Source organism: Micromonospora sp. NPDC048898 (assembly GCF_043198035.1).
Lineage (GTDB): Bacteria > Actinomycetota > Actinomycetes > Mycobacteriales > Micromonosporaceae > Micromonospora.
Map to the genome: position 1 here is coordinate 126,104 of NZ_JBICUF010000012.1, position 14,173 is coordinate 140,276.

At 70.3% G+C, this 14,173-nt stretch carries 8 protein-coding genes; 6 read left to right on the forward strand and 2 right to left on the reverse strand.

Annotated elements, in window-relative coordinates:
- The first annotated feature begins 277 nt into the window (after positions 1-277).
- Positions 278-1,906, forward strand: coding sequence for an RICIN domain-containing protein (locus ACGFIQ_RS26430; protein WP_393247993.1), 1,629 nt, complete (start codon positions 278-280; stop codon positions 1,904-1,906).
- 1,349 nt (positions 1,907-3,255) lie between these two features.
- Here ACGFIQ_RS26430 and ACGFIQ_RS26435 read toward each other — a convergent pair.
- Positions 3,256-4,182 (reverse strand): helix-turn-helix domain-containing protein, encoded by a 927-nt coding sequence (locus ACGFIQ_RS26435; protein WP_393247995.1) that lies wholly within the window; start codon positions 4,180-4,182, stop codon positions 3,256-3,258.
- Positions 4,183-4,313: 131 nt separating this feature from the next.
- Here ACGFIQ_RS26435 and ACGFIQ_RS26440 point away from each other — a divergent pair, with 131 nt between their 5' ends.
- On the forward strand, positions 4,314-5,219 hold the full coding sequence (locus ACGFIQ_RS26440) for an oxidoreductase (RefSeq protein ID WP_393247997.1): 906 nt from the start codon (positions 4,314-4,316) through the stop codon (positions 5,217-5,219).
- A 209-nt stretch (positions 5,220-5,428) separates the two neighbouring features.
- On the opposite strand, the gene ACGFIQ_RS26445 is transcribed toward ACGFIQ_RS26440, so the two are convergent.
- Positions 5,429-6,469 carry a LuxR C-terminal-related transcriptional regulator gene (locus ACGFIQ_RS26445; RefSeq protein ID WP_393247999.1) on the reverse strand — a complete coding sequence of 347 codons (1,041 nt, stop codon included), beginning with the start codon at positions 6,467-6,469 and terminating at the stop codon, positions 5,429-5,431.
- Between the two features lie 214 nt (positions 6,470-6,683).
- On the opposite strand from ACGFIQ_RS26445, the gene ACGFIQ_RS26450 reads away from it, so the two are divergent.
- The 4 genes from ACGFIQ_RS26450 (at position 6,684) to ACGFIQ_RS26465 (ending at position 14,170) form a co-directional block, all read left to right on the forward strand.
- Positions 6,684-7,946, forward strand: coding sequence for an amidohydrolase (locus tag ACGFIQ_RS26450; protein WP_393248001.1), 1,263 nt, complete (start codon positions 6,684-6,686; stop codon positions 7,944-7,946).
- A 318-nt stretch (positions 7,947-8,264) separates the two neighbouring features.
- Positions 8,265-10,016 (forward strand): BTAD domain-containing putative transcriptional regulator, encoded by a 1,752-nt coding sequence (locus ACGFIQ_RS26455; protein WP_393248003.1) that lies wholly within the window; start codon positions 8,265-8,267, stop codon positions 10,014-10,016.
- 64 nt (positions 10,017-10,080) lie between these two features.
- The gene (locus ACGFIQ_RS26460) at positions 10,081-12,261 is read left to right on the forward strand and encodes a TOMM precursor leader peptide-binding protein (RefSeq protein ID WP_393248005.1); all 2,181 of its coding nucleotides are present in this window, start codon (positions 10,081-10,083) and stop codon (positions 12,259-12,261) included.
- Positions 12,251-14,170, forward strand: a complete 1,920-nt coding sequence (locus ACGFIQ_RS26465; RefSeq protein WP_393248007.1) for a TOMM precursor leader peptide-binding protein — start codon at positions 12,251-12,253, stop codon at positions 14,168-14,170. Before ACGFIQ_RS26460 ends, ACGFIQ_RS26465 begins: the two co-directional genes overlap by 11 nt.
- The last annotated feature ends 3 nt before the right edge of the window (positions 14,171-14,173 follow it).

Consider the following 14,173-nt stretch of genomic DNA (forward strand, 5'->3'; position numbering starts at 1 on the left):
GCCAGCTACACCTGGTCGAGTCTTCGCTGTGCACCGACCTACGTCGCGAAGCCGCCGGATGATCCGTCAGCAGCGCGGCCAGCAAGCGGTACTCCGCCTCGGTGAGCAACTGATACAGTTACGCCCCTCGATCCAACGGGGGATCTCTTGCCGTTGGTAGTCCACAAGCGACTGCCGCACGGGCGCAACTATCCAACGTCATCAGCGGACGCCGTCGCCGATCCGGCGACGTGGCGTGCGTGTGCGCCCGGGTGAGTCGCGGGGAAGGATCGCAGGGATGACATCCGTAGACACGACCAGGAAAAGATGGCTGCGCGGCCTCGCGGTCGCAGCACTGGCGGCCGGCGCGATCGCAGTGGTTCCTGCCGCTCCGGCCGCCGCCGACCCGGGCCCGGTCGCCGCCGCGCCGCCGGTGCAGTGCGTCGGTACGGGCACCGACGGCAACCGGCTCCAGATGGTCTACGCCTACGAGGCGGGCACTCCCAACAGGTTCGCCGAGCGCGAGCCGCACATTCGGCTCGCCGCCTGGGTGGCCCAGCAGAACGTCAACGACAGCGCCCGGCGCGAAGGCGCGCAGCGGTGGCTGAAGTTCGTCACTGGCGCCACCGGCTGCCAGGTCAACATCATCACCATCCAGGTGCCCGCCGGCAGCACCAACGCGGACTTCCGTCTCTGGCGCGCCACGCTCCAGAGCTTCGGGCTGACCGCGAACAACCGCAACTACGTTGTCTTCGCCGAGAACCTGACCAGCTGCGCGTACACCGACGTCGTCGACGTGCCGCACGACATGAGCCCCGGCCCGTCCAACCTCAACAACAACTACGCGATGTGGACCTCCATCTCGCCCGGTTGCTACGGCGGACACACCGTCACGCACGAGTTCGCCCACTCGGTCCGCGGCATGCGGCAGGGAATGCCGAACTGGGACGGCGACTGGCACTGCAGCGACGGGTTCGAGACCCTCTGCGGCGAGAACGGAACCAGCTGGGCATGCCCCGATCCGATGGCCGAACGCCTGCTCGACTGCAACCGGGACGACTACTTCGGCATCCACCCGCAGGGCAGCTGGCTGCCGACCCACTGGAACGTGGCCTACGACAGCCTCTATCTGGCCGCCGGCTCCGCGACGACGACGCAGACCACGATCCCCGCGCTGCAACCCCAACTGCTGCGTGCCGTCGACGTCGAGGGCACGTCGATCGCCTTCTCCTGGACCCCCACGGTCAACCCGATCGGCAGCAACTGGTCGCTGGAGTACCAGATCCTGCGCAACGGAACCGTGGTGACCACCGTGCCCGGCTGGAAGACCAGCGGCCGGGTCACCGGCCTGGCAACGAACAGCACCGCGTCCTACGCGGTCCGCAGCCGCCTCACCTACAACGGAGTGACCCGCACCTCGGCGAACTCGGTCGCCATGTCGGTGACCACCAACAGCACCTCGGCGACAGCCGGCGTGGTCGAAACGGGCGCCACCATGGTGTTCAACAATGACCTGGTGCACTCGGACGGCCGCAACCTGGCGATGGACCTCTTCGCCTTCGACCCCAACGACAACGCCCCGATCAAGCAGTGGTTCTACAATTCCTCGCTGAACCAGCGCTGGAAGCTCACCACGGCGACGGGCGGCACCTACACGGTGACCAGCGCGGTCACCGACAAGTGCCTCAGCCCTCTCGGCGGCGCGACCACGGCCGGCACGCCGATCGTGCAGGTCACCTGCAACGGCACGGCGGCCCAACGGTGGACCTTCACCGTGCTCAGCGGTATGACGTACCAGATCCGCACGGCCGCCGGCACCTGTATCGGCTCGCAGAACAACGGCACCACGTCCGACACTGTGCTGGTCCTGGCGACCTGCTCGACCACGCAACCCAGCCACCGCTGGACCGCCAACCGCGTCGCCTGAACGCGTGGAGGGTGGGTCCGGCGCCCAGTTGGACCCGCCCTCGCCAACCTGGGTACGAGTCAGCCGCGGGCCGAGCTACCGCGGCCCTGCCGGAACGCATCTGACAGATCGTCACGCACGATGACGGTCGACCATTGGTGTGTTGTGCCTGGTGATCCGACTGATCAGGAGTGGGAGCTCAGGCGAGCGGGTTGCCGGTCTCGAAGTCGATCGGGTTCGCTCCTTGATGCCAGACACACACCGCCTGACCTCGGCTGGTCTCGACGCAGCGGTTGTTCGCTGCTCCAGTAACCCTCGCCCGGCACTGGAGGAGGGAACCAGACTGGCTGATCCCTGCAGTGGGCTGCTTACTGGCCGGTGCGGGGGCGATGGATGGTCGGACACGGAACACCTTCTGCGTTTCTGGTGCCCTACGCAGTGCGGCCACGTGATCATGGTTCGGCTTACGCCCCCGTACCGGGATAGTGGGAAGGTCGCCTATGACCAACTCCGTTAGGGGGACGTCGCCGACTGCCAACAGATCCGGCACCGTGTGCGAGTGAACGTGCGCCGCGATGTAGAAGGCGGCGACCGCATACGATCCCGGTGGAACGTGGAATAGGTACCGACCACCGAGTCGGACCCGCGTGGACCACGTCGGTGGATCGTCAACGAGACCTCGCGGACCACCACGCATGATGACGAGCACGCTTGGCATGCGAGTCCGGTCGTAGGGCACGCTGGTGTCGAGCCGAAGTTTGAATGCGGCGTGTGTGCCATCCCAAGAGCCAGCAGTGGGCCCGAGCCGACCGAGCCTCACGTCCGTCGGTCTGAACAACCGCATACGGTCGACGATCTCGATCGACGAGGTCGCCAACTGCACACCTGCGGCCAGTGCCTCCAGAACCACCTGCGCCTCCCTGAACTCGCGGTCGGCCTGCGATGTCCATCCTGGCAGCGGGTCGCCACGGTACGTGGGCCGACTCGGTCCTGCGGTAGGTTCGTCGACGCCCTGAGCCGCAGCCGCCCGCCCTGCCGCTTGACCTTCCAGACACCGCGCTCTGGGACGTGCAGTACGTCCGCCCCGACTCTGGAGCCCGCCAGATTCTTGCCGGTCGCGGCACCGCCGTGCCGCATACCCGAGTCAGCGGCATGGAGTGCCGCTTGCTTTCCCCCTCGGTCAGCGTCCGCAGCGGCCACGGCCCAGGCTGGTGGGGCGCTGTACGCACATGGAGCCGACCGCACAACGTGTCACGGATCTGCGCCTTCGCCATCGCACCTGAGCACTCCCCTCGGCACGCTCCGCATTCAACCGAACACGCCTCGTCAGGGGGCGTGGGGCCCCGTCAGCGGCATGAGCGTGCACCCGATCATGAAGTCCCGCTCGGGGTGGGGCCGGCGGTGGTCCAGGCCGTCTGGGAGGGGTGCTTGTTGGTGAGCGCTGAGGGGGTCGCGTGCAACGATGCCAGGAGCTGCAGCCGGTCCGCGTCGGCGCTGCCTGGCTCGGCGGTGAAGACGAGCATGACGGAGCCGGGGTTTCCCGGTAGGGGGTAGGTGTCCCAGTCCAGGGTGATGTCGCCTACTCCGGGAGTCCGGAAGGTCTTGGTACCGCTGACCGACTCACGTACGTCGTGTTGGGCCCACAACCGCCGAAACTGGGCGCTGCGAATGCTCAGCTCACCAACGATCGCGGCGGCACGTGGGTGGGTGGGGTCGGTGGCGACGGCGGCGCGCATCATGCCGATGTAGTCCAGGGCCTGCCGCTCCCAGTCCGGGCAGCTACGCTCGCCGGTCAGCGTGTCGTCGAACAGCAGTAGGAGCATGTTGAGCCGGTCGGCAGGGTAGGCGTCCGGGTCGCCGAGCAGCGCCTGCGCCATCGGGTTCCAGTCGAGCAGGTCGAGATGCCGGCCGAGTATGACCGCAGGGGTGTCCATCACCCGCAGCAGGCGCCGTGTGCCCTCCGGCACCCGCTCCGGATCGCGGTTCACCCGGGCGGGCATCGACCGGCGGGCGGCGTGGGCCAGGGTGAACAGGTGCCGGCGTTCCTTGTGGTCGAGGCCGAGCGCGCCGGCGAGCGCGTCCAGGACGTCGTCGGACGGGCGTACCTCCCGGCCCTGTTCGATTCGCTGGTAGTAGTCAGTGCTCAGCCCGGCCAGCAGGGCCAGCTCCTCGCGCCGTAGCCCGGTGACCTTGCGCCGGCCGCCCGGCGCCAGACCGACGTCGTGCGGACGCAGCCGAGCACGCCGAGCGCGGAGGAAGTCGCCGAGCTCACGAGCGTACGGATGAAGGCGGTCCATGCCGCAAGTGTGCACCGGCCCGGACCGCCGAAGGTAGGTCCCTCAGACCTAGGCAACCGAGTACGACTGAACCCATCGGGATCGCTCCTAACGTCGAGGGGCCAGCGCACCGACACCTCCAGGAGCAGCAGATGACCGGATGGACCACCGACCACATCCCCGACCAGCACGGTCGGGTTGCCGTCGTGACCGGCGCGAACTCGGGCCTCGGCCTGGTCACCGCCACCGAACTGGCCAGCCACGGCGCCCACGTCGTGCTCGCCGTTCGCCACACTCCCGCCGGCGAGGAGGCCGCCCGCCGAATCGGTGGCGACGTCGAGGTACGCGAACTGGACCTGGCCTCCCTCTCCTCCGTGCGGACCTTCGCGGCGAAGCTGGCTCGCGACCACCCGGCGATCGACCTGCTGGTCAACAACGCCGGCGTGGTGCTGCTTGGCCCACGTCGCACCTCCGCCGACGGATTCGAACTGCAGCTCGCCACCAACATGTTGGGCCACTTCGCACTGACCGGCCTGCTGCTCGGCAACCTGGCCGCGGCGCCGGAGGCCCGCGTGGTCAGTCTCAGCTCGATCACCCACAAGAACGCGCACCTGGACTTCAATGACCTGATGTTCGAACACGACTATCGGGCAGCCACCGCCTACGGCCGGTCCAAGCTCGCCACCACGATCTTCGGCGTCGAACTGGACCGCCGCCTGCGCGCCGCCGGAACGCCGATCGTCAGCGCCCTGGCCCACCCCGGTCTCACCCGCACCAACCTGACTCCGCGTGCCTGGGAACACCGTGGCCGACTCGGGCGGCTGATCGCGTCGGCCGGCCTGCTGGCAACCCAACCGGTGGCGCAGGGCGCGCTGCCGCAATTGCGCGCTGCGACCGAGCCCGGTGTGCGGGGTGGCCAGTTCTTCGGCCCGTCCGGGCTCTGGGAGACGCGAGGCAGAGTCACCGAGGCCCGACTCAGCCCGGAGGCCGCCGACCCGGCCGTCGGTACGCGGCTGTGGGCGGCAGCCGCGGACCTGACCGGCGTCAACTACCTCTGACCTACGGCGGTCACCGGCTGGCCGGCGGCAACCGGAGGCGGAACAACATGTCACGCAGCTTCCTGCGGCTGTTCGCCGCCGCCCGGCCCCTGCAGAATTTGGGTACGCCGGTGACACGGCCGGCAGTGATCGCCACCGGAAGGGGGAGCGAGATGCGGATCCTCAGCGGCGGGAACTCCACGGGTTGGGACTGACTGGCGCGGCCGTCCTCACCCCTCCTCGGTGAGATCGTCCAAGAGCCCGCGCTGCCGCGCGAGCACCCCGGCCTGGAACCGGCTCTCCGCACCCAGGTCATGCATGATCTCCGCGATGTGCCGCCGGCAGGTGCGCACCGAGATGCTCAACTTGCGAGCGATGAACTCGTCTTTCCGCCCGGCCGCCAGCAGGTGCAGCAGCGCCCGTTTGAGGTCGTCGCCGGCCACCCCGTAGCCGCCGTTCGGCGTGGTCTCGTCGTCGAACGGCAGGGCCGAGGCCCAGACCTGCTCCAGCGAGCGGTACAGGTAATCCACCACGGACGGCTCCCGTAGGACGACCGCACCGCTGGCGAGCATGTTCGGAATGACCGCAATCTCACGGTCGAAGATGATTATCCGGTCGGTGATCTCTTCTCGGGTGCGCACGTCGCAACCCGCGTCGACGAGCTCTTTGAGGAAAGGGCGCATGCGCGGATGGACACGCACCGGATGTTGGTGGACCGTTCTTATTCGAATCCCGCGTGCCAGCATTTCGAGGTCCTTCGGCAGGGACTCCTCGATCGCGCCGTCCGACAGCACCCCGGGATGGGCGCTGAAGACCTCGACCGAGCACCGTCGGGCGATCCCGGCGAGCGTGGCGCGCACCCGGTCGACCTCGTCGATGATGTCGATGGCCTCACGCCGGTTGCGGACCTGACGGGTGTTGAAGTAGATCGGGTTGAAGGCCAGCAGGGTCGCCTCCAGCGCCTCCATCCGACGCTGGCGCTGGCGTACCTCGAACTCCAGGGGGGCCACCAGCTCCGCGACGGCCGCATCCGGGCTGTTCGCCGTCAGTACGTCGGGCTCTTCGGGCGCGTGCCGCAGCAGCCGCAGGGCCAGCAGCGAAGCCAATGCCTCGGCCAACTCCTCCGGGGACTGCCCAAGGGTGACCGCCGCGTCCTCCAGCTCTCCGCTGGATACCTGGCCGCGATGCAGAATCCATTGGTAGAGATTGGCCGCTTCAACAGTGATTGCGCCCTCTGGCCGGTTTCCCTGTCGGTGGTCCTCAGCCTTCACCGGGTCACCTCACCACCCCGACAGCTCAGCATATTGAAATGCCCGAAAGTTATCAGTCGCCGTGCGGCGATGCAAGATCCGATCGACCACTGCAATTTCACTCATCCGCCGATGGCGGGACTCGTCTGGGGAAATTTCTTCCGGACGGGTCCGGAAGTGGTCACCTTCTTTCGGCGACGTTCCCGGGAACCGCCGGTACCAAAAGGACTTCTGGATGAAATCTGCCCCTGAGCCCCTGTCTGGCCCTAGCACGGCCCTACGGGAGGCGGCCGGCTTCTACGTCGACCTGCATGCCCATCCCGAGCTGTCGGGCGCGGAAGCACGGACGGCAGGCAGGCTCGCCGAGTGGCTACGCCGTGACGGCTATCACGTGTCCACCGGGGTCGGAGGCCACGGTGTGGTGGGCCTCCTGCGTAACGGCGTCGGCCCGACGGTCCTTCTCCGCGCCGAACTCGACGCGCTGCCGGTCAGGGAGGAGACCCGGCTGCCGTACGCGAGTGGGGTGGTGGCCACCGATCCCACCGGCCGCGAGGTGCCGGTGATGCATGCCTGCGGGCATGACCTGCACCTCGCCTGTCTGGCCGGGGCCGCTCACCTGCTGTCCGCCGATCGCGAGCAATGGAGTGGGACACTCGCCATCGTCGGGCAACCCGCAGAGGAGACCCTGGCGGGGGCCCGCGCCATGCTGGCGGCGGGCCTGTACGACCTGACCGGTCGACCCGATGTCGTCCTGGCCCAACACAGCGCGCCCTTCCCGGCGGGGATGCTGGCGTTCGGCGCCGGACCGGTAATGGCCGGCAGCGTCTCCCTTGAGATCACGATCCTCGGTCGAGGCGGTCACGCGGCGACACCGCACCTCACCATCGACCCCGTGGTCATCGCCGCGGCCGTCGTGCTCCGCCTGCAGACGGTCGTGTCCCGGGAGGTGGACCCGGCTGAGCAGGTCGTGCTCACCGTCGGCTCGCTGCGAGCCGGCGAGACGGGGAACGTCATTCCCGCCGACGCCGTCATCGGGTTGACGATTCGCGCGTTCGCCGCCGCCACCCTGGACCGGGTGGTCGCCGCGGTCACCCGGATAGTGCGGGCCGAGTGTTCGGCGTCCGGAGTGGAGCGTGAACCCGAGATCCGGACGGTCTCCTCCTCGCCGGTGAACCTGCCGGATGCCAGGGCCACCGCCGTGGTACGCGCGGCGCACGAGGCCGCCTTCGGCGCCTCGCGGATCGCGCCCTGGCCAGGTGCGATGGCGACCGAGGATTTCCCGCTCTTCGGCGACGAGGGCAGCGGTGTGCACGGCCGTGCGGGCATCCCGACGGTCTACTGGCTGCTGGGCGTGGCGAGCCCTCGACAATGGTCGGCGGCGGCGACGATCCCGGTGCCCGCCAACCACTCACCCGCGTTCGCCCCGCACGTGGCGCTGGCCCTGCCCACCGGCATCTCGGCGATGACGCACGCCGCGCTCGCCCACCTGGGGCGGTGATCCCGGATGACGGCCCGGCCCACCGCCCGCCACCAGCGGCGATCCTGCGACGAGGCGGCCGTGCCATTCGCGGGAAAGCTGCCATGCAGCTTCTTACCGCCGGTCGTTCCTTGACCCTCCTATTGCTAACTCAACAAACTTGTCGAGAGCACCGCAGAGCGAAAGCGCTAATCCCGCAAGAGGGGGCGCGGTCGAAATCATCCCGCAATGGTCATCGATGTCGAGTGGGGGGAGAAACGGTGTGTCTCTGTTGAGCAGGGCGACGCGATGACGACTCTCGCGAATGTTGAAACTGTGGGCACAGCCCAATTCCGGCGCATGAGTTTTCAAATCCTGGGCACGCTGAACCTGACCAACGGGCGTGAGGTCGCCGTGCTCCCGCCGTCCAAGCCGACCACTCTGCTGGCGGCCCTGCTGCTCCGCCCCAACACGGTGGTGTCGATCAACTCGTTGCTCGGCGCGATCTGGGGCGAGCAACAGCCGGCGTCGGCCAAGGCCGCGCTACAGACCTGCGTCCTTCGCCTGCGGCGACTCTTCGCCAAGCACGGCATCGCCGGCAACGTCATCGAGTCCGTTCCGGGCGGCTACCGCATCGTCGCGGACGCCGACACGCTCGACCTGCTGCGGTTTCGCCAACTGGTGGGCAGGGCCGAGAGCGAGACGGATCCCGAGCCCGAGCTGCACCTCCTGACGGAGGGTCTGCGGCTGTGGCGCGGCGCACTGCTGGCCAACGTGCCGTCCGACGCGCTGTGCCGGGACGAGGCGCCGCGGCTGACGGAGGAGTGGCTGCGGGCGTCCGAACGGGTGCACGACCTCAAGTTGATGCTCGGTCGCTGCCGGGAGGTGCTGCCCGACCTGTGGCGAGCCGCCCGCTCGCACCCGGGGCACGAGCGCTTCGCGGAGCAGCTCATCGAGGCGCTGTACCGCACCGGCCGGCAGACCGAGGCGTTGGTCGAGTACCGCAACGTCAAGCAGTACCTCCTCGACGAGTTGGGCCTGGACCCGGGACCGTCGCTGCAACGGCTGGAGGCAGCGATTCTGCGCGGTGACGAGTTGACGCCCGTCGGCGCGGCCAACGATGTCCCGATCACCACCGGTGGCGCGGCGAGGACGCAGGAGCCACCTCCACCGATGGCGACGAGCGACTTCACTGGGCGGACGGCGGACGTCGCGCTGCTCACCGGGTGGCTCGGTGACGATCGGCCGGGCCCGCGGACGGTCGTGCTGACCGGCGCGCCAGGCATCGGCAAGACGGCGCTGGCGCTACACGTCGCGGACCGACTCCGGGCCAGGTCCGTGGCGGGCCACGCCACGCTCCGCATGCGTCGGCCCGACGGTACGCCCCGGACGCCCGTGGAGTTGACCGCCGAGCTGGTGCGGCTCCAGTTTGCCGGGGCGGCGGACCCGGCCCTGCTCATCCTGGACGACGTGCTCGACGCCGAGCAGATCCGCGGGCTCCTGTCGCTCGACGATGGGCCCTCCGTGCTCATCACCAGCCGGATGAGCCTCACCGGGCTGGTGGCGACGCACGGCGGCCGGGTGCACCGGCTCGACCCGTTCACCGACGACGAGGCCTTCGAGCTCCTCTCGGTCCTACTCGGACCGGACCGGACCGGAGCCGAACCCGGCGCGGTGCATCAGTTGGCGGCGCTCTGCGGGAACTTTCCGCTGGCCCTGCGGATCATGGCGGCTCGACTGCAGGTTCGCCCGCGCACTCGGATCGCCGACTGTGTCACCTGGCTGCGGGGCGATCGCTTTGCCCGGATGTCTCTGATCGACGACCCGCGGATGTCGATCACCGGGACCTTCGGGGCGTGGCTCGACGAGCTCGATCCCCGGCTCAGCGACGCGCTCGTCCGGATCGCCCGATGTTCGTACCCGGAATCCATGACCCTCGCCGACCTCGCCGGCGTCCTCGACCGGCCCGTTACCGCCACCGGTCAGATCCTCGACCTGCTGGCGGACGCCGGCGCCCTCGAGGGCGGCTCCGGCACCTACACGATGCACGAACTGGTCCGGGCCTTCGCCGTCGATGGCTACGGCGAACGGAGCACCGCTCTCGCGGCGTGACTGCCGGTCCACCCCGTCCCGACGGCGTCTGCCGTCATCCACAAGAAACAGAGGTGTTTCCGCTATGGCCGCAGCGACCTTCGACGACATCGCCCAGACCCGGCCGCGCATCCGCCGGGACGTTCTCTACACCCAGACGCCGGACGGCGTCCTGTTCCACAACTCCCTCGGCGGCTTCCAGTTGAGCGGCCGGAGCGCGTACCGGCTGGCCACCCTGATCGTCCCCTACCTCACCGGCGACCACCAGGTGGCGGACCTCGGCGCGGCGCTCGGCGCGGAGCAGCGGGCCATGGTCGCCAACCTGGTCGGGACGCTGTACGAACGTGGCTTCGCCCGCGACGTGCCACTGGCAACCCGGGTCACCGGCGAGGGACAGGCGGCGGTCGCCGGGCGGTTCGCGCCGCAGATCGCGTACGTGGATCACTACGCCGACGGCGCGGATGCCCGTTTCATGACGTTCCGCGATGCCCGGGTGGCGGTCTTGGGCGACGACCTGGTGGCACGCTGGTGCGTCCTGAGTCTGGTGCGCAACGGGTCGGCGGGCATCGGCATCATGCCGAACCTGGACCACCCCGACAACCGGTTCGCCGAGGTGCGGGCCGAGGCGCGGGTGCTCACCGACGAGGGCTGCCCGGTCGACATCGAGGTCGTCCCGGCCGCCGGCCCCCGCTACACCTGGGACGAACTCGCGGCGTACGACGTCGTCGTCGTGACCGGCGGGTCCGCCGGCGCCCGGCAGACGCTGGACCTGCTGAGCGAACGGGTGCCGGCCGGGCGTCACCTGCTCACCGCGTGGACGTTCGGCCGGCGCGCGGTGATCGGCCCGCACATGACGGCCGGCAGCACCGGCTGCTGGCTGTGCGCCGCACTGCGCCTCGCCGCCAACGGCGACCCGGCGGCCGCCGCCGACCTGTGGCAGGGCGTGTCCCTCGCCACGGCCCGCCGGGACGCCGCCGTCGGCCGGCCGCTCGCCGCGATGATCGGGAACCTCCTCGGGTACGAGGTGTTCCGGGCCCTGACCGGCGCCCTCCCGGCGGAGACGGCCGGCAAGGTCATCATCCAGGACCTCGAGTCGCTCGACGTGGTCGCCGAGCCGCTGCTGCCGCACCCGGCCTGCGGGTTCTGCTCCGGCGACGCGGTGCTCGACGAGCCGGTCACGACGGACCTCGCCATCGGGCAGACCCGGGTCGTCGAGGCACAGGTCGAAGCGGCGGAGCTGCTGGCCGAACTGACCAGCCGGGAGGTCCTGATCCAGCCCCACGTCGGCGTCTTCGCCGAGTTCAGCGACGAGCAGTGGACCCAGACCCCGTTGAAGGTGAGCACCCTGCGGTTCTCGCCGGGCCCTGGGCGTACCCGGGAGGTGGCGACGTTCGACCTGCACACCCTGGCCGGCGCCCGGCTCGCAGCCCTGCGGACGGCCGCGGTCAGCTACGTGGACCACGGTGTTCCCCTGCCCGCCGAGCAGGCCGCACCGGATCGGACCGTGACGGTTGCCGAGATTGTCACGTGCAGTGGCACGGCAGCCGCGACCGGGCCGGTCGTGACGGCGACGTCGCTGCTCACGAAGGAGGAGATCGGCGTGCCGGCCGCCGCGGTCCGGCCGTTCGGCGAGCACAACGCCCTTCGGCCGGTCGTCGCCACCTCGGCGGGTGCCGGGGCGGGGACATCCCCCGCCGAGGCCGCCGCCCGGGGCCTGCTGTCGGCCGTCGCGTACACCCGGATCATCGACGCGGTCCGTGGCCACGCCGAGGTGGCCCCGGCGCGTTTGGCCGACATCGACAACCCGGAGATCGTCTTCCTGCGCCGGTCGGCGGCGAACGCCGGGGTGGATGTCACAGTGCTGAACCTGCGCGGCGGACGGTTCGGCACCTCGCCCGTGGCGATCGCCTACGCCACCGACCCACGTACCGGCGGCGTGCGCTGGGCGGCCGGGAGTGAGCTGACCTGGAACGCCGCCGTGGTGACCGCCGTGCGAGACCTGCTCGGCCGGGTGCAGTTGGGCCGGGAGCGCGACGCCGATGTCGACCCGGGAGACGACCTGGTCGCCGATTTCGAGCCGGCCGTGCTCGCGGTGACCGGCGTCCCGGCCGACGTACCGGACGTCACGTGGGACGACCTGCTCGACGGGGTCCGCAACGCGGGCGGCGACGTGCTGCTGATCCGCACCACCCCGCCGGACCTGCTCGTCGGCGGCATCCACACGGCCCGGATCGTGTTGACTGGCGGTTCGGCCCATGCGGCCTGACCTCGTCGGCTCCCCGGAGCACTGGGCGCGGGACTGCGCCGACCTCGAGGAGGGGCTGCGGAGCCGACTCGGCGGGGAGCTGACGGTCTCGGTCGTGCCGCTCGGCGTACGGGATGAACTGGCCGTGTCGGACGGCCCGCAAGCGGCGTCGGTGACCGTGCATCTGTACGGCCAGTACGCCCTCGTCGGGCCGTTCCCGGGGGCCGCCGCGCACCCGGCGTGCCCGCGGTGCCTCGCCCGGCGGTGGCAGGCGGTTCGGCAGCGCTCGCTGCGCGACGCGCTGGAGCTGGGCGGCCCGACCCGGCAGGCCGGGCCGTCGCCATTCCGGTCGGCCTTCGGCGCTGATGCCATCGCGGCGCTCGTCGACGCGCGTGCCGACCGCGCGGCCGGCCCGACGACGGCGGCCCGGGACGGGTACGCCTCGGTGTACGTGGTCGACCTCGCCGTGCTGGCGGTGCGCCGCTTCCCGGTGGTGCCGGACGCCGAGTGCCCGTCCTGCGGGCGCAGCGTGCCGGACACACCGGAGGCCGCGCGCCCGCCCATCGGGACCACCCGCAAGTCAGCGCCCGACTCGTTCCGGCTGCGGTCCGTCGACGACTACCCGTTCACCGTGGAGGCGTTCGCGAACCCGTTGTGTGGGCCGGTCGGTCCCCTGGTCGCCTACGACCCGGTGTCGCCGTCCACGTCGGCGGTCAGCGGCGGATTCCTGCTGCGCTCGGGCAGCTACCTGCGGGAGACCTACTGGGGTGGGCACGCCGACAGCTACGCCCGCAGCGCCCGGATCGGCGTCCTGGAAGGGCTCGAACGGATCGCCGGCATGCGCGCCAAGGCCAAACGGACCGTGGTGTCGGCGTCGTACGACGAACTCGGCGACGCGGCTGTCGACCCGCGGGTCTGCGGTCTCTACTCCGACGCGTTCTACGCGGCGAACCCCCGGGTGACACCGTTCGCGCCGGATCGGCCGATCCCGTGGGTCTGGGGTCACTCGTTGCGGGACGACCGGCCGGTGCTGGTGCCGGAGATCCTGGCCTACTACCACGCGCCGGGGCTGGAGAACCGGTTCGTACAGGAGAGTTCGAACGGCTGCGCGTCGGGCGGCAGCGCCGAGGAGGCGATCTACCACGGCCTGATGGAGGTCGTCGAGCGCGACGCGTTCCTGCTCTCCTGGTACGGCCGGGTCACGCTGCCGGAGATCGACCCGCGGACGAGTGCCCGCGCCGAGACCCGGTGGATGGTCGACCGACTGGAGATGTGCGGATACCGGGCGCGGTTCTTCGACGCCCGGATCACCTTCGGCATCCCGGTCGTCGTCGGGGTGGCGACCCGCATCGACGGTGGTCTGGGCGCCATCTGCTTCGGGGCCGGTGCGAGCCTCGACCCGGAGACGGCGATCTCGGCGGCCCTCTGCGAGATCGCCACCGACTCGGTCAACCTGCGCAGCCGCACGGAGCGGGAGGAGGCGCGGTACCGGACGATGGTCGCCGACTTCGCCAACGTCCAGGCGCTGCACGACCACCCGCTCGTGTACGGCCTGCCCGAGATGGCCGAGCACGGGGCGTTCTTCGTGGCCCCTCGGGAGTCCCGGGCCATGGCTGAGGTCTACCCGGCCGCCGGCCGCGCCGAGTCGCTCTCCGACGACCTCGCCGTGGACCTGCGGCGCTGCGTGGCCGACGTCGCCGCGCAGGGTTTCGACGTGGTGGTGGTCGACCAGACGCTGCCCGAGCAGCGGGATCTGGGCCTGCACACGGTGAGCGTCCTGGCACCGGGACTCCTGCCGATCGACTTCGGCTGGGCCCGACAGCGGGCGCCGTACATGCCGCGTATGCGCGCCGCACTGGCCGCCGCCGGCCTGCGGGATCACGACCTGGAGGTCGCGGACCTGCATCTCGTCCCGCATCCGTTCCCGTGAGTG

What these genes read in the sequence shown, in the direction of transcription:
- ACGFIQ_RS26460 (WP_393248005.1), top strand. Translation starts at nt 10,081, where the DNA reads ATGGCCGCAGCGACCTTCGACGACATCGCCCAGACCCGGCCGCGCATC.
- ACGFIQ_RS26455 (WP_393248003.1), top strand. Translation starts at nt 8,265, where the DNA reads ATGAGTTTTCAAATCCTGGGCACGCTGAACCTGACCAACGGGCGTGAG.
- ACGFIQ_RS26440 (WP_393247997.1), top strand. Translation starts at nt 4,314, where the DNA reads ATGACCGGATGGACCACCGACCACATCCCCGACCAGCACGGTCGGGTT.
- ACGFIQ_RS26430 (WP_393247993.1), top strand. Translation starts at nt 278, where the DNA reads ATGACATCCGTAGACACGACCAGGAAAAGATGGCTGCGCGGCCTCGCG.
- ACGFIQ_RS26450 (WP_393248001.1), top strand. Translation starts at nt 6,684, where the DNA reads ATGAAATCTGCCCCTGAGCCCCTGTCTGGCCCTAGCACGGCCCTACGG.
- ACGFIQ_RS26465 (WP_393248007.1), top strand. Translation starts at nt 12,251, where the DNA reads ATGCGGCCTGACCTCGTCGGCTCCCCGGAGCACTGGGCGCGGGACTGC.
- ACGFIQ_RS26435 (WP_393247995.1), bottom strand. Translation starts at nt 4,182, where the DNA reads ATGGACCGCCTTCATCCGTACGCTCGTGAGCTCGGCGACTTCCTCCGC.